General features: G+C 60.6%; 18 protein-coding genes, 1 tRNA gene and 1 pseudogene. 9 read left to right on the top strand and 11 right to left on the bottom strand.

The window, feature by feature from the left end:
* Positions 1 to 401: 401 nt before the first annotated feature.
* Positions 402 to 477: transfer RNA gene (locus I5R65_RS16915), tRNA-Thr, on the bottom strand.
* A gap of 110 nt (positions 478 to 587) precedes the next feature.
* Positions 588 to 1,094, bottom strand: a complete 507-nt coding sequence (locus I5R65_RS16920; RefSeq protein WP_180669100.1) for a hypothetical protein — start codon at positions 1,092 to 1,094, stop codon at positions 588 to 590.
* A 320-nt stretch (positions 1,095 to 1,414) separates the two neighbouring features.
* Here I5R65_RS16920 and I5R65_RS16925 point away from each other — a divergent pair, with 320 nt between their 5' ends.
* Entirely contained in the window at positions 1,415 to 1,738 is a 324-nt protein-coding gene (locus tag I5R65_RS16925; protein WP_180669008.1) for a plasmid stabilization protein, read from the top strand.
* Positions 1,739 to 1,910: 172 nt separating this feature from the next.
* Here I5R65_RS16925 and I5R65_RS16930 read toward each other — a convergent pair whose 3' ends face one another.
* The gene (locus tag I5R65_RS16930) at positions 1,911 to 3,053 is read right to left on the bottom strand and encodes a branched-chain amino acid ABC transporter substrate-binding protein (protein ID WP_180669009.1); all 1,143 of its coding nucleotides are present in this window, start codon (positions 3,051 to 3,053) and stop codon (positions 1,911 to 1,913) included.
* A 204-nt stretch (positions 3,054 to 3,257) separates the two neighbouring features.
* Here I5R65_RS16930 and I5R65_RS16935 point away from each other — a divergent pair, with 204 nt between their 5' ends.
* The 3 genes from I5R65_RS16935 (at position 3,258) to rpiA (ending at position 6,798) form a co-directional block, all read left to right on the top strand.
* Positions 3,258 to 3,770, top strand: coding sequence for an Lrp/AsnC family transcriptional regulator (locus I5R65_RS16935; RefSeq protein WP_180669010.1), 513 nt, complete (start codon positions 3,258 to 3,260; stop codon positions 3,768 to 3,770).
* A gap of 501 nt (positions 3,771 to 4,271) precedes the next feature.
* Complete coding sequence (locus I5R65_RS16940; protein ID WP_180669011.1) at positions 4,272 to 6,035, top strand: cation:proton antiporter; 1,764 nt, start codon at positions 4,272 to 4,274, stop codon at positions 6,033 to 6,035.
* Between the two features lie 82 nt (positions 6,036 to 6,117).
* On the top strand, positions 6,118 to 6,798 hold the full coding sequence (gene rpiA / locus I5R65_RS16945; RefSeq protein ID WP_006464385.1) for a ribose-5-phosphate isomerase RpiA: 681 nt from the start codon (positions 6,118 to 6,120) through the stop codon (positions 6,796 to 6,798).
* A gap of 108 nt (positions 6,799 to 6,906) precedes the next feature.
* On the opposite strand, the gene I5R65_RS16950 is transcribed toward rpiA, so the two are convergent.
* From I5R65_RS16950 to argA, 3 genes are all read right to left on the bottom strand, one after another.
* Positions 6,907 to 9,702 (bottom strand): pitrilysin family protein, encoded by a 2,796-nt coding sequence (locus I5R65_RS16950; protein ID WP_180669012.1) that lies wholly within the window; start codon positions 9,700 to 9,702, stop codon positions 6,907 to 6,909.
* 170 nt (positions 9,703 to 9,872) lie between these two features.
* The gene (locus I5R65_RS16955; RefSeq protein WP_006464383.1) at positions 9,873 to 10,145 is read right to left on the bottom strand and encodes an oxidative damage protection protein; all 273 of its coding nucleotides are present in this window, start codon (positions 10,143 to 10,145) and stop codon (positions 9,873 to 9,875) included.
* A gap of 95 nt (positions 10,146 to 10,240) precedes the next feature.
* On the bottom strand, positions 10,241 to 11,554 hold the full coding sequence (gene argA, locus I5R65_RS16960; RefSeq protein ID WP_102664680.1) for an amino-acid N-acetyltransferase: 1,314 nt from the start codon (positions 11,552 to 11,554) through the stop codon (positions 10,241 to 10,243).
* 207 nt (positions 11,555 to 11,761) lie between these two features.
* Here argA and hrpA point away from each other — a divergent pair, with 207 nt between their 5' ends.
* Positions 11,762 to 15,877, top strand: a complete 4,116-nt coding sequence (gene hrpA, locus I5R65_RS16965; protein WP_180669013.1) for an ATP-dependent RNA helicase HrpA — start codon at positions 11,762 to 11,764, stop codon at positions 15,875 to 15,877.
* A 36-nt stretch (positions 15,878 to 15,913) separates the two neighbouring features.
* Here hrpA and I5R65_RS16970 read toward each other — a convergent pair whose 3' ends face one another.
* Genes I5R65_RS16970 through I5R65_RS16985 form a run of 4 tightly spaced genes read right to left on the bottom strand, consistent with a single transcriptional unit; the run spans position 15,914 to position 18,655 of the window.
* Entirely contained in the window at positions 15,914 to 16,657 is a 744-nt protein-coding gene (locus I5R65_RS16970) for a C39 family peptidase (protein ID WP_180669014.1), read from the bottom strand.
* Positions 16,638 to 16,892 (bottom strand): hypothetical protein, encoded by a 255-nt coding sequence (locus I5R65_RS16975; RefSeq protein WP_180669015.1) that lies wholly within the window; start codon positions 16,890 to 16,892, stop codon positions 16,638 to 16,640. The genes I5R65_RS16970 and I5R65_RS16975 overlap by 20 nt, the downstream gene beginning before the upstream one ends.
* A 53-nt stretch (positions 16,893 to 16,945) precedes the next feature.
* Entirely contained in the window at positions 16,946 to 17,389 is a 444-nt protein-coding gene (locus I5R65_RS16980) for a hypothetical protein (RefSeq protein WP_180669016.1), read from the bottom strand.
* A gap of 48 nt (positions 17,390 to 17,437) precedes the next feature.
* On the bottom strand, positions 17,438 to 18,655 hold the full coding sequence (locus I5R65_RS16985) for a hypothetical protein (RefSeq protein WP_370546761.1): 1,218 nt from the start codon (positions 18,653 to 18,655) through the stop codon (positions 17,438 to 17,440).
* Here I5R65_RS16985 and I5R65_RS16990 point away from each other — a divergent pair.
* Together I5R65_RS16990 and dcd are read left to right on the top strand one after the other, a co-directional pair.
* A pseudogene (locus tag I5R65_RS16990) lies at positions 18,603 to 19,223 on the top strand (DUF3418 domain-containing protein); the annotation flags it as partial. The gene I5R65_RS16985 and the pseudogene I5R65_RS16990 sit on opposite strands and share 53 nt — an antisense overlap.
* A gap of 120 nt (positions 19,224 to 19,343) precedes the next feature.
* Positions 19,344 to 19,913: a dCTP deaminase gene (dcd, locus tag I5R65_RS16995; protein WP_180669018.1), complete on the top strand. Its 570-nt coding sequence runs from the start codon at positions 19,344 to 19,346 to the stop codon at positions 19,911 to 19,913.
* 99 nt (positions 19,914 to 20,012) lie between these two features.
* On the opposite strand, the gene I5R65_RS17000 is transcribed toward dcd, so the two are convergent.
* The gene (locus I5R65_RS17000) at positions 20,013 to 20,939 is read right to left on the bottom strand and encodes a LysR family transcriptional regulator (RefSeq protein WP_180669019.1); all 927 of its coding nucleotides are present in this window, start codon (positions 20,937 to 20,939) and stop codon (positions 20,013 to 20,015) included.
* Positions 20,940 to 21,045: 106 nt separating this feature from the next.
* Here I5R65_RS17000 and I5R65_RS17005 point away from each other — a divergent pair, with 106 nt between their 5' ends.
* Both I5R65_RS17005 and I5R65_RS17010 read left to right on the top strand, forming a co-directional pair.
* Positions 21,046 to 21,684 carry a chromate transporter gene (locus I5R65_RS17005; RefSeq protein ID WP_180669020.1) on the top strand — a complete coding sequence of 213 codons (639 nt, stop codon included), beginning with the start codon at positions 21,046 to 21,048 and terminating at the stop codon, positions 21,682 to 21,684.
* Positions 21,681 to 22,211, top strand: a complete 531-nt coding sequence (locus I5R65_RS17010) for a chromate transporter (protein WP_006464377.1) — start codon at positions 21,681 to 21,683, stop codon at positions 22,209 to 22,211. The genes I5R65_RS17005 and I5R65_RS17010 overlap by 4 nt, the downstream gene beginning before the upstream one ends.
* Positions 22,212 to 22,244 lie beyond the last annotated feature (33 nt).

The raw sequence follows: 22,244 nt of genomic DNA on the forward strand, positions 1-22,244 counted from the left end.
CGTACTGTTCGACCTGAAGGGTCCATGACGCTGCAGGTCTGCAGGATGCGCAACACCCGACATGCAACGTGTCACGCATGATCAGAACGCAGTTCAACCACACTTTACGGAAATCCAATTTTCTCACCGGCTCTCGAATTCTCTGAGAGAAGTTCACTATGATCAGGAGGTCTAATAAGCCGTGAAACGTGATCGGAGAAAGGGTAACGTTGAAAGGCCCAGCAAGGCCCTCTGTATCCAAGGGATTGTTCCACTCCGGGCGGTTTTTTTGCGCCCGATTTTAGCGCTTACCAATGCGAGCTATTTTAGGGGCAGGGCGCGTAAGTGGGAAAATTGCGGAGCACGGCCAGAATTGCGGAGCAAAAAAAAGCGGCCTGCATCGCTGCAAGCCGCTTCTATTCTGGTGCTGATGGGCGGAATCGAACCGTCGACCTACTGATTACGAATCAGTTGCTCTACCAACTGAGCTACATCAGCAAAAGTCCGCGATTATAGCGGTTTCTTTCCGCCAATTCCACCCCCTCACAAAATTCCCGCCCCTTCGCCCCAAGGGGCAGGACCGGCTATTTCGGGCGGGGAGTCAAGGATCAACCATCGATCTTCCGATCCTCTTCCTTGGCCTCTTTCATGGCATCCGGCTCCAGTTCTTCGGCAGAACGGTTGCAATAAATGAAATATCCCCATGCCGCCAGCAGCACGCCCGTGCCTGCCAACAGGGCTGCGGCATAGATCAGGTCGGCGGCTTCTTCGTGTACCGCACGGAAAGTCATGACCAGGCCTTCGATGGCTAGGGCGACGATCACCACCACGAAAAACCGCGACAGGAAGCGCCTGACCCGCGTGGGGGCACTGATGTTGGCGTCGCGCACGACTTCTTCCTCGGTGATCGTCTCGGCGATCTGGAAGGCCACGACCGCCGCCGCCAGGATGCCGATGGCCTCGATCAGGGCCTGGGCTTGCGATAAACCCATCCCCTCGGTCATCGCCTCGAATCCCATGCGGGCGGCAATGGCGATGAGCGACAGCGCGCCCAGCGCGAACAGCACCGCGATCGTGCCGTGTACAACTCCAAATACAGCCGTGATCCTTTTCATCACTTTTTCCCCTTCGTCTTGTCGTTGAGAGCGATTGGACTGATCAGGTGCGGAAAGGTTGTCTCCGTGCGAAGGGCGTGCGAATGGTTCATGAGCATCGCAATGCAAAGGACGCGGCAACATCCGGAAGGGTAAATTATTTCCTGGTGGCATCGTCTGTCCGGCGGCGAAGTCGACTTTCCCGATGTCTTACAGCGGGTTCAGTCGTTGTGGCATGGTCAGTGCATGCAGTCGGGTTCTATCCTCAAACTGCCAGCATCGGCAGCATTCGATTTGCCCACGAGGTGATTTCTTCGCGGGCCAGCGTCAAGGAGGCCATCATGCCCCAGTCAGCGTGGCGCAATAAGCGGGAGCGTCAGTATGAACATATCAATTCCGGCGTCCTCAAGCGTGGCGCGAGTACCGGCCGTGCAGAGGAAATTGCCGCCCGCACGGTCAACAAGGAGCGCGCACAGCACGGGGAATCCCGTTCTGCCAGTGCCAGCTCGCTGCACGATATGCCCGCCTCGCGCCGGGGCGGTCTGCGGTCGCACAAGGGGAGCGGTGGTCGCACATTCAAGCAGCTTTATGCCGAGGCGGCGGCGCGCAACATCAAGGGACGTTCGGGAATGACCAAGGCCCAACTGGAAAAGGCACTCGCCTAGCGCGGTATCCGATTTCCGCCCACGGCTCACGTGCCGTTCGCGTTTGCGCCGACAGGAAGGACAACGCCCCCGATGTACTTCGGGGGCGTTGCTTATTGCGTGCTGCTGTTTTTCCCTGCAGTCTGCGGCCGTATCAGCGCTTCAGGCGGCAGGGCGGTGCAAGCGACCTGGCTTACTTGGTCACTGCCAGCAGGGTACGTTGACCACCCTTGTAGGTGTACAAGGTCAGGGAGCCGTCCTTGATGTCACCCTTGGCGTCGAAGGCGATTACGCCGGTCACACCCTTGTGGCTGATCTTGGCCAGTTCGGGCAGGTACTTCTTGGGATCGGCGGAGCCGGCCTTGGCCATGGCATCAGCCACGGTCATGGTGGCGTCGTAGGCATAGGCGGCGTTATAGACGACGTCAATGCCGAACTTCTTCTTGTAGGCCGCGCGGAAATCGTCCATGCCCTTCTTGCCGGAATCATCCACGCCACCGGCTTCGGCGCAGACCACCTGGTCTTCGCCCAGGCCATCACCGGCCAGGCTGGGCAGGGAACCGGTACAGATGCCGTCGCCACCCATGAACTTGGCGCTGATGCCCAACTGCTTCATCTGGCGCAGCATCGGACCACCCACCGCATCCATGCCGCCGAAGAAGATCACGTCCGGCTTCTTGCCCTTGAGCGAGGTCAGGATGGCGTTGAAGTCGGTGGCCTTGTCGTTGGTGAACTGGGTGCCGACGATGGTGCCACCGGCCGCCTTGGCGCCCTTGGCAAATTCTTCAGCCACGCCCTGACCGTAGGCGGTACGGTCGTCGATCACGGCGATATGCTTGGTACCCAGCTTCTGCACGGCATACTTGCCCAGGGCCGCGCCCAGTTGCGCATCATTGGCCACCACGCGGAAGGTGGTCTTGAAGCCTTGCTGCGTGTACTTGGGGTTGGTGGCCGACGGCGAGACCTGCGGAATGCCGGCGTCGCTGTAGATCTTGGACGCAGGGATGGTGGTGCCGGAATTGAGGTGGCCGATCACCGCGGCGACCTTCTGGTCGACCAGCTTGGTGGCCACGGCGGTAGCCTGCTTGGGGTCCGACGCGTCGTCTTCGCCGACCAGTTCGAACTTGACCTTCTTGCCGCCGATGGTGAAGCCCTTGGCGTTCAATTCTTCGACTGCCATGCGGGCGCCGTTCTCATTATCCTTGCCCATGTGGGCGTTAGGACCGGACAGCGGGCCGACGTGAGCGATCTTGACCACTTCCTGGGCATGCGCGGCGCCTGCGAATGCCAGACCGATAGCAGCAGTTAATGGAATAATGGCGCTCTTGAGTTTCATAGATTTCCTCTGTAGATTGGATTGACCACTTTTAATGTTTTGTCTCACTACACAGCTTTATTCAGATCCCTGTTGCGGTGACCGGGCGTACCGCTTTGCTTTCGTCTCCGACTTTCTGAATAATGCAGACGGTACAACATAAGAATCGGCTAAGCCAAGTTCTTTTTGAGCGGCCTACCTGTAAATCATCCTCATATTTGTCCCATGCCTGCCAAACTTCATACGCTCGACAAGGTGGATCGCAAACTGCTCAACATGCTGCAGAAGGACAACCAGATTTCCACGCGCGTGCTGGCGGAAAAACTGCACATCTCGCAACCCACCTGCCTGCGCCGTATCCGTGACCTGCGCGAGGCCGGCATCATCAGTGCCGAGGTGGCGATGGTCGATCCCTTCGCGCTCGGCTACGGCATGCTGGCGTTCCTGGAAATCTCGCTGAACAACCAGTCCGACCAGCACATGCAGGACTTCGAACAGCGCATGGCAAAGGAGGCCGAGGTCATGCAGTGCTACTTCGTCTCTGGCGAATATGATTACTTCCTGGCGGTGCATGTGATCGACATGGACGCCTACTATCAGTTCGTCAGACGTGTGATCTCTGGCTCCGGCAATGTGCGTCACTTCCAGTCGCGCTTCCCGATGAAGCGCGCCAAGTTCACCACGCGCATCAGCTTCGATGAGAAGGCGCCCGAGGTGCAGGTGCGCGTGCCAGGCTGAACCTCCCGGACAGCTCCCTCCTTGCAATAGTGCTTCATTAGGCTTTGGGGGCGTTCTTCATAGCAGGTTTGCTGCATATTTACTAAGTTTATCTGGCTGCTCTCTGTGCCATCTTCCGCCCGCGGAACCGTTCTTTCGAGCGAGCTGGCATGCAGTTTGCATTGCGTGGCGGTTGTCAGTTGTGTTATTTTCGCGATATCCAGCAGTGCGCGTTAAAGAGGGTCGATCGCCGCTGCATCCTGGCCAAGGCGGCATCGCGGTTACAGGCAGCAAGAGCGGACACAGATCAGCATCCAGCGTCGGCGCGCGCCAGGCCGACCATTCGGCAATACCCAGCAATCCCTATCATCCACCGTCTGCGGCCTGAGTCTGCAGGGCGCCGCATTGCCTGACCTGCCGTCTTTGTTGCCGGTAGCCGCAGCAGATTGGCAGCCTGACTTGCCGCCGGATTGGCTCAAACCACCACTTCCGTCACACAGAACAGAAAGGAAAACCCGCACGATGCACGAAGTCGAGTTATTCATCCAGGACATGGCGATCATCATGCTGATCGCCGGCATCGTCACCGTTGTCTTCAACAAGTTGAAACAGCCGGTGGTGCTGGGCTATATCGTGGCGGGCGTGATTATCGGCCCGCATACCCCGCCGTACGACCTGATCCAGGATGAGAAGACCGTGCACATCCTCTCGGAGCTGGGCGTGATCTTCCTGCTGTTCTCGCTGGGGCTGGAGTTCAGCCTCAAGAAACTGGCCAAGGTCGGAGCCACCGCCTTCATTGCCGCCGCCGCAGAAATCCTGCTGATGATCTGGATCGGCTACGAGATCGGCCTGTATTTCGGCTGGAAGCGGATGGATGCCATCTTCCTGGGCGCCATGCTGGCCGTGTCCTCCACCACCATCATCGTCAAGGCCCTGAACGAGCTGGGCATGAAGAACGAGAAGTTCGCCCAGATCATCTTCGGCATCCTGATCGTGGAAGACATTCTCGCCATCGGCATGATCGCCTTGCTCTCCGGGGTGGCCACCAGCGGTTCGGTCGATTCCACCGAAGTCTTCACCACCGTGGGCAAGCTGGTGCTGTTCATGACCGTCTCGCTGGTGGTGGGCATCCTCGCGGTGCCGCGCCTGCTGAGCTTCATCGCCCGCTTCAAGAGTCAGGAGATGCTGCTGGTGGCGGTGCTGGGCATCCTCTTCGGCTTCTGCCTGCTGGTGATGAAGCTGCAATACAGTGTGGCGCTGGGTGCCTTCCTGGTGGGGGCGGTGATGGCCGAGTCGCGCCATCTGCATCGCATCGAGCGCCTGGTCGAGCCGATCCGCGACATGTTCTCCGCCATCTTCTTTGTGGCCATCGGTCTGCTGTTCGATCCCAATGTGCTGGTCAAGTACTGGATGCCGATCACCGTGATCACCCTGGCCGTGGTCTTCGGCAAGCTCATCAGTTGCGGCCTGGGTACCTTCGTGGCCGGGCAGGGCGGGCGCACGCCGATGCGCGTGGGCATGGGCCTGGCGCAGATCGGCGAGTTCTCCTTCATCATCGCCGCGCTCGGTCAGAGCCTGAAGGTCACCAGCGACTTCCTCTATCCCATCGTGGTGGCGGTGTCGGCGGTGACCGCTTTGCTCACGCCCTACCTGATCAAGGCTGCCGACCCGCTCTCGGCCAAGGCGGTCACGCTGGTGCCGGCACGGGTATCCGCGCTGATGGGCATGTACTCCAACTGGCTGGAAAGCCTGCAACCGACCGGCGACCGCGCCGAACTCACGCGCATCATCCGCCGCATCCTGATGCAGGTGATGGTGAACCTGGCGCTGGTGATCGCCATCTTCATCGGCGGTGCCTTCTTCGTCGATGGTCTCTCGCGCCAGCTGTCGGCCTGGACTCCCGATTCCGACGTTCAGAAAGCCATCATCTGGGGTGGCGCGCTGGTGCTTTCCCTACCATTCCTGATCGCCACCTATCGCAAGCTTCAGGCCTTGTCGATGCTGCTGGCCGAGGTCAGCGTCAAGCCCGAGTTCGCAGGCGCGTATACTTCTGGCGTGCGCAAGGTGGTGTCGGAAGTCTTGCCCATCATGTCCATCGTCGGCATCATGCTGCTGATCTTCGTGCTGAGCGCCAGCATCCTGCCGCCGCTGAACCTGCTGGCCTTCGTGCTGGCAGCCGTCGCCGGGCTGCTGTGGTTGCTCTGGAGCAAGCTGGTCAAGCTGCATTCGCGGTTGCAGATCGCGCTGTTTGAGACGCTGGACGAGAAGCCGGATGATGTGCACTGAGCTGCAATCATCCTGCTGCATGGGAATTTAGGGTTTCCGAAAAACCGGATCCCAGGGTTTTATTTACGTTGGACTAAAGAAAATGACTCAAGACGAACTCAAGCTGGCTGTGGCCAAGGCCGCCATCGACTACGTGGTCGATGGTGAAATCATCGGTGTGGGTACCGGCTCCACCGCCAATTTCTTCATCGATGAACTGGGCAAGATCAAGCATCGCATCAAGGGCGCGGTGGCGTCCTCCGAGGCGACGGCCGAACGTCTGCGTTCGCACGGCATCACGGTGTTCGATCTCAACGAGGTCGAGACCATGCCCGTGTATATCGACGGCGCCGATGAGATCAACGCCGGCGGCGCCATGATCAAGGGCGGTGGCGCTGCGCTGACCCGCGAGAAGATCGTGGCCTCGGTCGCGCAGAAGTTTGTCTGCATCGCCGATGGTTCCAAGCTGGTCGACGTGCTGGGCAAATTCCCGTTGCCGGTGGAAGTGATCCCCATGTCGCACGCCGTGGTGGCCCGCAAACTGGCTGCGCTGGGCGGTGAGCCGCGTCTGCGCCTGAACAAGAATGGCGACGGCCAGCCGCTGGTCACCGACAACGGTTGCTACATCATCGACGTGCTGGGCCTGGCCATCACCGATCCGGCCGATATCGAAGACAAGATCAACAATATCGTCGGCGTGGTCACCAATGGTCTGTTTGCCCGCCAGGGTGCCAATGTCTGTCTGCTGGGCACCGCCGACGGCGTCAAGAAGCTGGAGTTCTGAGGCACCTGTTCTGAAGGACTAGCCGCAGCTTCTGCGCTCCTGCAAGACGCAAGAAAAAATGGCCGTGTCGCGAGACACGGCCATTTTCGTTGCTGCCATCGCTGTGGATCAGGGCTGTCCTGCCTTGGCCTTGACCTCGTCTCGCGCAATGACCACGGTCATGCGCGCCGGATCAAGATACTTGCGCACCGCTGCATTGAGTTGCACCAGCGTCAGGTCGGCCAGTTTCAAATCCAGCTGCTGTTGCCACAGGAAGCTGCGGTCCAGGTTCATCAGCGCCGTCCAGCTGGTGGCGATGCCGCCATCGCCGGCGCGCTGCTGGTTGCGCTGCTGCAGGATGCCGGACTTGGCGCGCAGCAGTTCTTCGTCCGTGAAGCCATCCTTGATCAGGCGGATGATTTCCTCACGTACGGCGGCATCGACCTTGTCCAGATTCTGCGGGGCCGCGATGGCACGCACGCTGAAGTAGCCCGCATCACTGATGGCGCCCACCTGCAGGCCGCTGTTGATGCCGTAGGACAGACCATCCTGCTGGCGGATACGGTCGGCCAGGCGTGACTTCAGGCTGGAGCCGCCCAGCAGATAATTGGCCACCGCCAGCGCTGGATAGTCGGGATCGTCATCGCGCAGGCGGATGTTCTGGCGCGCCAGATAGACGCCGTTTTCCTTGTCGGGAGTATCGATCACGATACGCTTGGCCGGGATATCGGCCCAGGTGTGCAAGACCCGTGCATAGGGGGCCGGGCTGGCCCAGCCGGCGAAGGCCTGGTCGATGGCGGCACGGGTGGCCTGGACGTCGAAGTCACCGACGATGGCCAGCTCGCCATGGGAGGCGCCATAGAAGCGCTTGTGGAAGGCCTTGACCTGTTCCAGCGTGACCGCCTGCACCGCGGCAATGCGCTGCTCCAGCGTTTGCGCGGCACGCCAGTCGCCGCTGGGGTAGTGGTCGAAGTGCAGTTGCAGGGCTTCGGCAGCACGGGCGTCTGGCTCCTCGCGGGTGGCTTCCAGCGCTGCCAGCGTTTCATTCTTCAGTTGCGTGAATTCGGCCGGGTCCATGCGCGGATGGCGCAGTACCTCGCCTGCCAGCGCCAGTGCCGGTACCAGGTTGTCGCGGGTGGTCTGGAATCGATAGACGTTGCCATTGATCTTCAGGCGCGTGAATTCATCCGCCAGTTGACGACGATCCAGTTTCTCGGTGCCGCGCAGGAGCATGGCAGCCGTCAACTGGGCCACGGCACGCTGGCCGAACAGGCCCTGGGCATCGCCGAATTCCAGGTTCATGCTCACCGATACCGTCTGGCCACGCGACTTCTTGGGCAGCAGTGCCAGGTTCAACGTGGCGTGCGGCGGCTGTTCCGGTGCGATGCGGGTGGTGCGCTGTTCGATGTTGCCGGGTGCCGGGTCAAAGGCTTCTCCTGAAGCGATGGCGGGGCGCGGCTGGTATTGCGCCAGCAGTGCCTCCACGCTGGGTGCGGCAGGGACCTCGCTGCGTCGCGGATGATCTTCCGGCAGGTACAGGCCCACCGTGCGATTGTCGCGGCGGAAATACCTGGCGGCCGCTGCAGCGATGTCGGCACTGCCCAGGCGCTGCTCCAGATCGCGGTCGATGAATACCAGGCGCCAGTCACCACGTGCAATCGCATTGGACATCGCCACGGCCATCTGCTGCGGATTGTTTTGCAGTGTCTCGAAGTTGTTCCCGCTCTCGCGATGCAGGCGCGCCACCTCCTCGGCCGTCGGCGGCGTGGTGCTGAAGGACTCCACGGCTGCGATCATGGCCTGCTTGACCGGTTCGATGTCGGCCCCGGCCTTGAGCTGCGCCACGATCATCTGCAGCCCCGGTGCGAAGCCGCTGAGCTGCATCGGATAGACCGCCGTCGCCAGTCCCGTCTCCACCAGTGACTTGTGCAGCCGGCCGTTGGGCGTGTCGGCCAGGATATCGCTGGCGAAGGAGAGGGCGGTCGCGTCCGGGTGCAGCGCGGAAGGCATCTTGTAGCCCAGCGCCACCAGTTGCAGGTCGCCGCGACGGCGGATGGCGAACTGGCGTTCGCCGTCCTGGGTCGGTTCCACGGTCCAGAATTCCGGCAGCTTGCGCTTGGGGCGGGGCAGGCGACCAAACGTCTGGTTGACCCATTGCACGACCTCGGCCGGCGCGAACTTGCCGGCGATCAGCAGCACGGCATTGTCCGGCTGGTAGTAGGTGCGATAGAAGGCCTGCAGGTTGTCGATGCGGACATTCTCGATGTCGCTGCGCGCACCGATGGTATTGCGGCCATAGCTGTGCCAGTCGTAGGCCACGCTCTGCATGCGCTTCAACATCACCCGCGAGGGTGAGGTTTCGCCCGCTTCGAATTCGTTGCGCACCACGGTCATCTCGCTGTCGAGGTCCTTGCGCGCAATCCTGGAATTGACCATGCGATCGGCTTCCATGGCGATGGCCCATTGCAGGTTGTCCTGGCCGGCCTGGAAGGTCTCGTAGTAGTTGGTGCGGTCCAGCCAGGTGGTGCCATTGAAGTTCATGCCGCGCTTGCTGAACTCCTGGGGAATGGCCGGATAGCGCGGCGATCCCTTGAACATCAGATGTTCCAGCAGGTGCGCCATGCCGGTCTCGCCGTAGTTCTCGTGGCGTGAGCCGACCAGGTAGGTGATGTTGACGGTGACGGTGGGCTTGGAGTCATCCGGCAGCAGCAAGAGCTTGAAGCCATTGGCAAAACGGTATTCGCTGATGCCCTCGGCACTGGGCCCGGCGGTCACACCAGGCGGCAACGCCAGGGACGCACCGGTGGCGGCCGTGGTGGCGCTGGCCGGGGGGGCCGCGGCAGTGGCAGCGTATGAAGCCGGGGTCGCAAGGGCGACGCCCAGGCTGAGGGAGAGGAGGGCGAGGCGCAGATGACGCAAGGACAAGATGGACTCCAGCAGGAAGACGGATGCGAGGGTGGAATGGTAGACCCAGCCGCATTGTAGCCTCAGCGATACGGCCCCATGCGCTGCGCGCAGGCAAAAAAATCGCCGCCGTGGCGGACCAGGGCGGCGCTGTGCGAGTGGGCAGCCCTCCAGGCGACCCGGCCTCGCGCTTATTCGCTGGGCGGTACGAAACCGGCAGCCGCATCGGCGCCTTCACCGAAGAAATGCTTTTCCATCTGCGCGGCCAGGTACTTGCGGGCGCGGGCATCGGCCAGCATCAGGCGGTTTTCGTTGACCAGCATGGTCTGATGCTTGAGCCAGGCGGCCCATGCTTCCTTGGAGACGCTTTCATAGATGCGCTTGCCCAGTTCGCCCGGATAGGGCGGGAAGTCCAGGCCTTCGGCTTCCTTGTTCAGTTTGATGCAGTGGACCATGCGTGCCATGTCGATTCCTTGGTTCGTTAAGATGAAATGCCTGGGACGGGCGGGCCTGCGATGGGGTCAGCGGTTGAGCCTGCTCACGTCCTGACGAAAAAAATTCAATACAGGTTCTTGATCAGCACCTGTGATTTGCGTTGCCAGTTGTAGATCTGCTGGCGGTCCTGCGGCAGGTCGTTCACCCCCGCCAGCACGAAGCCGCGCTTGAGGAACCAGTGCGAGGTGCGCGTGGTGAGCACGAACAGCTTGGTCAGTCCGGCTTCGCGGGCGCGGGTCTCGATGTGTTTCAGGATGCGGTCGCCGTCGCCCTGGCCTTGCACTTCCGGATTGACCGTCAGGCAGGCCATCTCGCCCATGCGTGCCTCGGGGAAGGGATAGAGGGCGGCGCAACCGAAGATGACGTTGTCGTGCTCGATTACCGAGAAGTAATGGATTTCGCGCTCGATCAGTTCGCGGCCGCGCTTGACCAGCGTGCCATCGGCTTCCAGCGGTTCGATCAGTTTCAGGATGCCGCCTACGTCCTCGATGGTGGCCTGGCGCAGGCTTTCCAGGTTTTCGTAGGTGACCATGGTGCCCACGCCGTCGTGGGTGAACAGTTCCAGCAGGGCCGAACCATCGGTGGCAAACGGCACGATGTGGGCACGCGAGACGCCCGCATTGCAGGCCTTGACCACGCTGGCGAGGTAGAAGGCGGCATCCGACGGCAGGAAACCCGCCGACAGCACCGCTTCGGCCTGGTGCGAGGACAGCTCGCGGATTTCGGCCCCGGCGGCGTCCTTCATCATCGGTGTTTCCGACAGGAAGATCAGCTTTTCCGCGCGCAGCGCGATGGCCGCCGAGACCGCCACGTCTTCCATGGTCAGGTTGAAGGCTTCCCCGGTGGGCGAGAATCCCAGCGGCGAGAGCAGGACGATGCCGCCGGCATTCATGATCGGCTGGATCACGTCGGCGGCAATCTTGCGCACCACGCCGGTCAGTTGCAGGTCCACGCCATCGAAGACGCCCATCGGACGGGCCGTGACGAAATTGCCGGAAATGACGCGGATGGCCGAATGCGCCATCGGCGTATTGGGCAAGCCCTGGCTGAAGGCGGCCTCGATATCCAGGCGCAGCTCACCGGCAGCTTCCTTGGCGCATTCCAGGGCGGTGCTGTCGGTGACGCGCAGGCCATTGTGAAAGCGCGCCTCGACGTTACGCAGTGCCAGTTGCTCGGCCACCTGCGGGCGCGAGCCGTGTACCACCACCACCCGGATGCCCAGGGCGTGCAGCAGCGAGAGGTCCTGGGCCAGTACCTGCAGGTCGCCGGCCGTGACCAGCTCACCCGGGAAGGCGACCACGAAGGTCTTGCCGCGGAAGGCGTGGACATAGGGCGCGACGGAACGCAGCCAGTTGACGAATTCGGTCTGTTTTTCCATGACGCGCATTATAACCAGCGTCGGCGCTGGGCGTAGGCTTGCGCGCTGCCAGCGGCCAGATTTCTTGCGGGGATGTTGCAAAGCGGGACCAATGGGCCGACCAGCACACCGGGCAAAGCCAGGCCAAGCTGCATCAACTAGCACCATGGGCCCGGCAGCCGCCTGCAGCCTGACCGGGCGGGCCGTGGCAGGTATAATGTCGGCCTCATGTCCGTTACCAAAGCACCCACCACTCCCCCCGCCGCCCAGCCGCAGAAGAACCCGCAGCAGGAGCGCCCCGGCAGGGACCCCAGCGACCGCAATGACCGCAACGGCCGCGAAGGACGCGGCCCGCGCCGCGCCGATCCCTCCGCCCAAGCCGCGCCGCCGGTGCGCAACCCGCTGCCGCCGGTGACCTTCCCGGAAGAGCTGCCGGTCTCTGGCCGCCGCCACGAGATCGCCGAGGCGCTGCGCCGCCACCAGGTCGTCATCGTCAGCGGCGAGACCGGTTCCGGCAAGACCACCCAGTTGCCCAAGATCTGCCTGGAGCTGGGCCGTGGCGAAAAGGGCTTGATCGGCCACACCCAGCCGCGCCGTATCGCCGCCTCGTCCACTGCCAAGCGCATCGCCCAGGAACTCAATTCCCCACCCGGCGAGCTGGTCGGCTACAAGGTGCGCTTCAACGACACGCTGTCCAAGGGCGCCTGGATCAAGCTGATGACCGACGGCATCCTGCTGGCCGAGACCCAGACCGATCCGCTGCTGCGCCAGTACGACACCATCATCATCGACGAGGCGCATGAACGTAGCCTCAACATCGATTTCCTGCTGGGCTACCTCAAGCAATTGCTGCCCAAGCGCCCCGACCTGAAGATCATCATCACCTCGGCCACCATCGACGCCGACCGCTTCGCCCGCCATTTCGGCCGCGAGGTCAAGGGCGAGATCGTGCCGGCGCCGGTGATCGAGGTCTCGGGTCGCCTGTATCCGGTGGAAATCCGTTATCGCCCCATCGACAACGCCGACCGCAGCGGTGTCTCCACCGAGGTGGCGCAGGCCCGCGCCCGTGCCGAAGGCCGTGCCAGTCAGGCCCAGAAAGACCGCGAACAACGCGACCTGATGGATGCCGTGGTCGATGCCGTCGATGAACTGGCCCGCATCGGCTCGGGCGACGTGCTGGTATTCCTCCCGGGCGAGCGCGAGATTCGCGACGCCGCCGAGGCGCTGCGCAAGCACCATCCGCCGCATGTGGAAATCCTGCCGCTGTTTGCCCGCCTGTCGGCGCAGGATCAGGAGCGCGTCTTCAAGACCAGCAATGCCCGACGCATCGTGCTGGCCACCAACGTGGCCGAGACCTCGCTGACGGTGCCGGGCATCCGCTACGTGGTCGATGCCGGCCTGGCGCGCGTCAAGCGCTACAGCTACCGCAACAAGGTCGAGCAATTGCAGATCGAACCGGTGGCGCAGTCGGCCGCCAACCAGCGCGCCGGCCGTTGCGGCCGGGTGGCGGCAGGCGTGTGCATCCGTCTGTATGACGAGCAGGATTTCCTGCAACGCCCCAAGTTCACCGACCCGGAAATCCTGCGCTCCTCGCTGGCCTCGGTCATCCTGCGCATGAAGTCGCTGCACCTGACCGACGTCGAGAGCTTCCCCTTCATCGAGCCGCCCCTTGGCCGCGCCATCGCCGATGGCTACCAGCTCCTGCAGGAACTGGGCGCAGTGGAAGAGCAGGACGGCGTGAACCGCCTCACGCCCCTGGGCAAGCAGCTGGCGCGCCTGCCGCTGGACCCGCGTGTGGGCCGCATGATCCTGGCCGGTCGCGACAATGCCTGCCTGACAGAATTGCTGATCATCGCCGCCGCCGTCTCGGTGCAGGACCCGCGTGACCGGCCGATGGATGCCCAGAACGCGGCCGACAACGCCCACAAGAAATTCGCCGATGAAAAATCCGAGTTCGCCAGCTACCTGAAGATATGGAAGTGGTTCGAAGACGCCATCGCCCACAAGAAGTCCAACCGCCAGTTGCAGGAACACTGCCGCGAGAACTTCCTCTCGCAGCTGCGCTTGCGCGAGTGGCGCGACGTCCATTCGCAATTGCTGACCATCGTCAAGGAGCAGGGCTGGCGTCTCAACGAAGCCCCGGCCACCTATGACCAGCTGCACCTGGCCCTGTTGACAGGTCTGCTGGGCAACGTCGGCTTCAAGAGCGAGGACGATGCCCAGTACCTGGGTGCGCGCGGCATCAAGTTCAACATCTGGCCCGGTGCGCACCTCACCAAAAAGCCTGGTCGCTGGGTGATGGCTGCCGAGCTGATCGATACCGCCCGGCTGTATGCCCGTTGCGTGGCCAACATCCAGCCCGAATGGCTGGAAAAGCTGGGTGGCCACCTGTTGAAAAAATCCTGGGGCGAGCCACGCTGGGAAAAGCGCGCCGCACAAGTCACCGCTTCCGAACGCGCTACGCTGTACGGACTGGTGGTGTATAGCCAGCGCCGTATCAACTACGGCAACATCCATCCGGTCGAGGCCCGCGAGATCTTCATTCGCGATGGGTTGGTCGGTGGCGACTTCGACACCCGCGCTCCCTTCTTCGCGCACAACCAGAAGCTGGTTCGCGAGATCGAGAACCTGGAACACAAGTCGCGCCGCCTCGACGTGCTGGTGGACGATGCGCTCATCATCGGGTTCTACGACAAGCTGATCCCGCACGACATCTGCAATGGCGTGGATTTCGAGAAATGGCACAAGCAGGCCACTGCCGCCGATCCCAAGCTGCTCCACCTGAACCGCGACGACCTGATGCGCCACGAGGCGGCCGGCGTCACCACCGAGCTTTTCCCCAAGACCATGAACGTGGCCGGCATCGCCATGGCGCTGTCCTACCACTTCGAACCGGGCGCCCCGCGTGACGGCGTCACCCTGACCGTGCCGCTGTATGCCCTGAACCAGGTCTCGGCGGACCGCTGTGAATGGCTGGTGCCGGGCATGCTCAAGGAAAAGGTGCATCTGCTGCTCAAATCGTTGCCGCAGAAGCTGCGCCGCCACTGTGTGCCGCTGCCCGACTACGCCGCTCGTTTCTGCGAGCGCATGGAAGAGCGCAAGACCTTCGCTCGCGGCAACCTGATCGATGCCATCATTGCCGACATCCGCGAACAGATCACCCTGCTGGTCAAGCCCAGCGACTTCAAGCAGGAGACGCTGTCAGCCCACCATGCGATGAACTTCAAGATCGTCGACGAGCATGGACGGCAACTGGAAATGGGCCGTAACCTCGCTGCACTGCAGGCCGAGTTCGGCGGCCAGGCGCGCCAGCAGTTCCAGAAGCTGGCCGAGCAGGTCGCCATTGCACCGCGTGACGATGGCGAGGACGAGGGTGCCGTGCCGGCGGCCCAGAAGACGGCGCCCAAGGGCGCGGCGACCTCTACCTCCAACTCCACCTCGCCGGCCTCTTCGGCCTCCGCTGCCCCCGCTTCTTCAGGCGAATACAGCAATCTCACCGGCTGGAGCTTTGGCGAGTTGCCCGAACTGCTGGAAATCACCCGAGGCAGCGGCAAGCAGGCACAGACGCTGATTGGCTTCCCGGCGCTGGTGGACCGCAAGACCCATTGCGACCTGGAAGTCTTCGACGACCCGGCCGAGGCTGCGCGCTTCCATTACGCCGGCCTGCGTCGCCTGTTCGCACTGCAGATGAAGGAGCAGCTGAAGTATCTGGAAAAGAACATCCCCGGCCTGCAGCAGATGGGCATGCAATTCATGGCCCTGGGGTCGCAAGAGGAATTGCGCGAGCAGATCCTGAATGCCGGCCTGGAACGCGCCTTCCTGCAGGACCCGCTGCCGCGCAATGCGGACGAATTCAATCGTCGGCGCGACGAAGGCAAGGCCCGCCTGGGTTTGCTGGTCAACGAGATCGCCCGCCTGTGTGGCCAGATCCTGGCCGAGTATCACGCGCTGCCCAAGAAGCTGCAGGGCATCAAGGCCCACGCCCAGGCCGCGGCCGACATGCAGGCGCAGCTTTCGCAACTGGTGGGCAAGCGCTTCGTGGCCGAGACCGACTATGGCAACCTCAGCCACTATCCGCGCTACCTCAAGGCCGTCAACGTGCGCCTGGACAAGCTGCGCGCCGACCCGGCCCGTGATACGCGCCTGTTGGGCGAGTGGAACTCGGTGGCGCTGCCTTACCAGCGTGCCCTGAAGGACCGCGCCGGCCGGGCCGATCCCAAGATGACCGAGTTCCGCTGGATGCTGGAGGAATTGCGTGTGTCGCTGTATGCGCAGGAGCTGAAGACGCCCATGCCGGTGTCGGTGAAGCGCTTGCAGAAGGTGTGGGAGAGCATGCAGAGGTGATTTCTACGTCCTACCGGTGGTTTCTCTCAGCGGTCCTTATGGAAATACGCGGAATTTCAACTGTTCAACTGCTTGCATAGTCTGCCGACGTGCAGTCCTTGAGAAGAAATCTGCATCCGTTGATAACTCACCGCTGAGCGGCAGAATGGCCAGAATTTTTCCAGATAAATCGGCGTTTTCCTTATCGCTCCTGGTTTGCCACATTTCAAGAAATTGAGCCTTGCTATAGGTTCTGTTTCCCAGACTTGGATCGGCTAGCCAGACGGTGTCTTCATTGATGCCACGCAGAACCGAAAAATGATCATCCTTGCGGTGCTTGAGATACACCACAACCGGTGCCTTGAGTTTGGATAACTGCTCATAACTGGCCGCAAATCCTTGCGCCTTAAATCCAAATTTCGGCAGCACCATTTGCATGTCTTCGAAGGAAGCCTTTAAGTTTCCCTTGTCCATTGCCTTGAGTAAAGACTCCTCCGTGAGGGACTGTCCATAAAATCCATTGAGCAGAGTTGCCAAGGACGCTGCGCTACAAGAGTAGTCGAAGTCTTGCTTGACGACCTCTGCATCGCGTAGCCTTTTCCAACTCTGGATGGAGATGCCGAGTTGGGCAGTGTGCGTGCTTAGGGGAAGAATGCTGCCAGGGGAATTTTGTTTTCCTGAATAAGCAGGCGACTCTACAGAGACTGCAGAGGAGCAGGCGAAGAAATTAGCCAGAGAAAAGATGTTTGCGAGCGCGTTGGTTCGCAAAGTCGAGAATATCTTACTTCTTGGTTTTTTCATGTACATAGATGGCTAGTACAAAAAAAACGCCTAGACTTACCCCTAAGATGGCTGATCCTGCGACGGCCAAAAATGCTCCCCGTCCACTTTCAAAAACAAGAAGGTTGACCAAAGAAACAGTGAAGAAAATGGCGCTCGTCACAAAAAATACTTTGATCTTGCTCCATTTCTTTTGAGTGGAATATTCTGCCAGCATGCCGCCTAGCATCCCTGCCAATTCAATTATCAAGCTCATAAAATCTCCCAAAGGATGAGATGAGCCGCGCCTCATCTCATCCTTTTGCTTAGTTACCAACCATGATATTGACTGTATTGTGAGGCGCCAAAGTTTGACGCCAGGATATTGGGCCTCCAGGCTATCTGTCCGGCAAGGCCCCCGCCAGATGCACTTATTAGTGCGCCACCAATTCCACCGGCAAGTGCCCCCGTACCGATTGAATACAGTGAACCTTGCCAAGTAATTGGTCGATCGGTGTAGTAATTGGTTAAGGCATACGATCCGAAGCCGACAGCACCGCCAATGGCGAAATTCACCCACGCTCCCTCAGTCTCTTTCATTTCTTGCTGTGAAAGCGCTGCCAATTGCATTGATCTGGCATCGTTTTCAAATAGAGCTTCAGCGTCCGTTATCGTGAATTGCGGCGATTGCTCTAATGCTATTTCCTTTGCATAGACAGGCGCGGTCATACTGACTGCCAAGATGCTAATCATGATAGTTGATACTAATTTCATATTATCCTCACAGGGGAAAGGTCAAGGCAATATTTCAATAGGCAGACATCAAAAGGTGTGCAGCCAATTGAGTCTCAGGTCTGCCTCGTTTAAACCTGAGACATTTGATTTGAGGGTGATATTGAGGGCGTTTACGTTTGAAATGCCATATCCAACACCAAGCAACAAGGAGCTGCTGGTGCGCCGGAATCCTTGTGTTTTTCCGCCCTGTTTATCCGTTTGACGGTTGATCCACTGCATGCCAGTGGTCAAGGTGACACGATCATTGGCCGCAAACGCGACACCAGGATTGACTAGCAAAAAATTACCGGGTTTGTAGTCCACTTCTCCATCCTTGCGTGTTTGGTTGACGCGATACGCAGTTGTGAGAGAGAACACAATCGGATCAATCGCTGTATGGGCAGTAAAGCCAAGCATTGCCGAATGGAAGGAACTGTCGCTTGTTGTATGTTTTTCCCTTAAAGCGATCTCTGCAAATCCTAGTAGCGCTGGGGTCTCATCGTCTGTTTTGAACTTATAATTAACGCCCGCCCACGCGTCAGAAAATCCACTTTTACTGTCGTTAGTTATGGTTGACAGCTCTCTATTTCTGGTGCTGCTACAGAAATAGGAGGCACGGAAGAAAATTTCGGCCTTTTCTGTTAGGCCATAGCGCAATCCCAAGGTGCTTATTAGGGAATCGCTGTTGCGGTGGCTTTCACCGATAAGTGTCGGCAAGATGACGAATGACGTTGCTCCCGTCTGTACTATGATGGGCTCTCTAGTAGACACGCCTTGACGATCACTATTGGCGTAGGCGAGTGATACATCAATCTTGACCTTACCCCTTTCGGTGATGAGGTCGTCGAACGATAGAGAGAGATCAGCATAGGCAGATTGGCTGTACGCCAACAACGCTGCTAGCAGGAGGGCATACTTGTTATTTTCAATTGTCAGTGGTGATGGAAAGATGTGGCAGGGTTTTCCATTTTGCATATAAAGCCTTTCTCCAACTTGCTGCGTTTGTCTTGAAATGAGTGGTGACATTGGACTATCGCTCGCCCCTGATTCCCATAGAAAGCATTCGAGTTTTTGGGTGCGTTTTATTTTTTTGACGGAGCCAAAAATTGATGTCCCGAAGCAGCAGAGAGGGGCCGAGTATTTGAGATGACCTGATCTGATCTGATATTTCGGATCGCTGATAATTTGAGAGGATAGTTTCCTGACCCGCACGCCGTTCTTCGCGCACAACCAGAGTTGGTGCGCGATCGAGACCTTGAACATCACGGCGCCCGCTTCTGCGAGCGCATGGAGGAGCGCAACGCCTTTGGTCGCAGCAGACCAGAAGCAGCTCAAGTACTTGGAAAAGAACTTCCTGGGTCCGCAGCAAATGGGCATGTAATTCATGGTCCTGGATTCTTACCTGCTAGTGTGGTCAGATCCTGGACGCATAGCACGTCCTGCCCATAGGCTGCGAGGTATCAAGGCCTATGCCGTTGCGGCGTCGGACATACAGGCGCAGTTGTCGCAACTGGTGGGCAAGCGCTTCGTGGCCGAGACCGACTATGGCAACCTCAGCCACTATCCGCGCTACCTCAAGGCCATCAACGTGCGCCTGGACAAGCTGCGCGCCGACCCGGCCCGTGATACCCGTCTGCTGGGCGAGTGGAACTCGGTGGCGCTGCCTTACCAGCGTGCCCTGAAGGACCGCGCCGGCCGGGCCGATCCCAAGATGGCCGAGTTCCGCTGGATGCTGGAGGAATTGCGTGTATCGCTGTATGCGCAGGAGCTGAAGACGCCCATGCCGGTGTCGGTGAAGCGCTTGCAGAAGGTGTGGGAGAGTATGCAGCGCTAGGTATGTGATTGGCAGCGTGGCGCGGCCCGAAAACCGCTTCCACGCTGCGATTCAGCCAATTTCCACCGATTTTCGCGTAAAATGCGTGATTCTTTGAATCAGTCGAGTACGTCGAACACCATGGCCATCAAGTCAGACAAATGGATCCGCCGCATGGCGGAGCAGGAAGGAATGATCGAACCCTTCGAGCCGGGGCAGGTGCGGCAGTCGGCGGACGGTACCAAGATCGTTTCCTACGGCACCTCGTCCTATGGCTACGATATCCGTTGCGCCAACGAATTCAAGATCTTCACCAACATCAATTCCACCATCGTCGATCCCAAGAATTTCGACGAGAAGTCCTTCGTGGATTTCAAGGGCGATGTCTGCATCATCCCGCCCAACTCCTTCGCGCTGGCCCGTACCGTCGAATACTTCCGTATCCCGCGCAGTGTGCTGACCATCTGCCTGGGCAAGTCCACCTACGCGCGCTGCGGCATCATCGTCAACGTCACTCCCTTCGAGCCGGAATGGGAAGGCTACGTGACCCTGGAGTTTTCCAACACCACGCCGCTGCCGGCCAAGATCTATGCCGGCGAAGGTTGCGCCCAGGTGCTGTTCTTCGAGAGCGATGAAATCTGCGAAACTTCCTACAAGGATCGCGGCGGCAAGTACCAGGGCCAGCATGGCGTGACTTTGCCCAAGACCTGAGCGCATCGCGTCGTAAAGCTTGTAAACGATTTACAAAGAAGGCTTCCCGCGGGAAGCCTTCTTTGTATGGATTGCGCTTCTGCCATATATCGCGCCTCTTCAACGGCGCTTGCGTCCCGCGCTCAGTTTCAGCGCTTCTTCCCGCATCAGGCGCGCCGCGCCGCTGATGCTGCCGGTTCGGTAGGCCAGGTGCAGCGGGGCTTTCAGGTCGGTGGCACCGGTCAGCTTGAGATACACCACCCCCTCTGCATTGACCCGTGTCATCGACGCCGGGATCACCGCCACGCCGACGCCTGCCGCGACCAGCGAGAGCGTGGAGAGATTCTTGCGCGCCTCCTGGATTACCTGTGGCGAGAATCCGGCCGCATGGCAGGCGGCGATGATGGTGTCATAGAGGCCCGGGCCGTTTGGCCGGCGCGTCATGATGAAGGATTCCTCGGCCAGGGCGTGCAGGGCGATGCTCTTGCGCTTGCCGCTGTCGGCCAGCGGATGATCGATGGGCAGTGCGGCGACCATGTCTTCCACCAGCATGGTCTCTATCGTCAGTCCGCTGGCGTCGCCCACCGGCGAGCGCACGAAGGCCAGGTCGAGCCGCTTGCCGCGCAGCGATTCGATCAGTTCGTTGGTGTTGCTCTCCTCTACCGTCATGATCACGTCCGGCGCATCGGCGCGGAAGGCGCGGATCACCGAATGCACGAAGGGATGGAGCGAGGCCGATTCGGTGAAGCCGACGGCGATGCGCCCCATCTTGCCCTGGGCGATGCGGCGTACGCTGGCCACCGTGGTATCCAGCTGCGCCAGCAGGGCGCGGGCGTCGACGAGCAGGGCGGCGCCGCTGTCGGTCAGCTCCATGCCGCGTGGCAGGCGATTGAACAGGGTCACACCCAGCTCGCGCTCCAGCACGCGGATCTGTTGCGATAGCGGGGGTTGCTGGATGCCGATGCGTTCGGCCGCCTTGGTCAGGTGGCCCTCTTCGGCAACGGCGATGAAGTAGCGCAGCAGGCGCAGGTCGATGGAGGGTGACATATCGTATTAATATGGATAGGCTATCTGACATATATTAGACAAAAACCCTCCCCAAGAGTAGCCTTTCACTCATGCGGCAATCACGCCGCGCCAGCATGAGACGACGATGAGCACTCCCGACCCCCTGGCCCAAGCGCGGCCTGTCCCCACCACCAGAGAACTGTTCCTGGGCTTCCTCGGCCTGGGCATGACCGCCTTCGGCGGGGCGCTGCCGCTGGCGCATCGCATGATCGTGGAACGGCGGCGCTGGCTGACCGAGCCTGAATTCGTGGAACTGCTGGGGCTGTGCCAGTTCCTGCCGGGGGGCAACATCATCAACCTGTCGGTGGCGCTGGGCATGAAGTTCCGCGGCTGGAAGGGGGCGTTGGCGGGGATCACGGGGCTCATCGCGGTGCCCTCCATGGTGGTGATCCTGCTGGGCATGATCTACCAGCACTTCCAGCATGATCCCAACGTCAAGCACCTGTTCGCAGGGCTGGCGGCAGCCGCCGCCGGGCTGCTGATCCAGATGGCGGTGAAGATCGCGCTGCCGCTGCGCAAGAACCTGGTGCTGGCCGGGGTGGCGATCGTCTGCTTCGTGGCCATCGCCTTGCTGCGCATTCCGCTGCTGTGGGTGATGCTGGTGATGACGCCGATCAGCGTGATCCTGACCACCCGCTACGGCGAGCGTTTTGCCGCCAGGCCGCAGGTCGCTGCTGCCAAGGATAGCGGCAAGGACACCGTCAAGAAGGAGGGCGCGCAATGAGCCAGACCCTGATCGCATTGGCCATCATCTTCACGCAGTTGTCGGTGCTGGCCTTCGGTGGCGGCAATACCATCCTGCCGGAAATGCAGCGTCAGGTGGTGGAGGTGCATCACTGGATGACGGCCGAGGATTTCAGTGCCCTGTTTGCCCTGGGCCAGGCCGCACCCGGTCCCAATCTGATGGTGGTGACCCTGGTGGGCTGGCATGTGGCCGGCTTCTGGGGGATGCTGGTGACCAGCCTGGCCAAGTTCGGGCCGTCGTCCATCATCACCATCATCATGCTTCACGTGTGGGAAAGGTTCAAGGACAAGCCCTGGCGACGTCACGTGCAGGCCGGGCTGCTCCCGGTAACCGGTGGATTGGTGGCGGCGTCGGCGTTGCTGATCGCCCAGGCTTCGATCACCCACGGCTTCCTGGCGGCGATCACGGCGGCCACCGCCATCATCGCGCTCAAGACCAAGATCCATCCGTTGTGGTTATTGTTTGGCGGGGCGCTGGCGGGGTTCTTCTATCTCGGCACTTTCTGACGGCGCGGCTGGCGCGGAGTCCCTGCGCCTTCG

The sequence above is a fragment of the Herbaspirillum sp. AP02 genome (assembly GCF_015767275.1).
GTDB lineage: Bacteria > Pseudomonadota > Gammaproteobacteria > Burkholderiales > Burkholderiaceae_D > Herbaspirillum.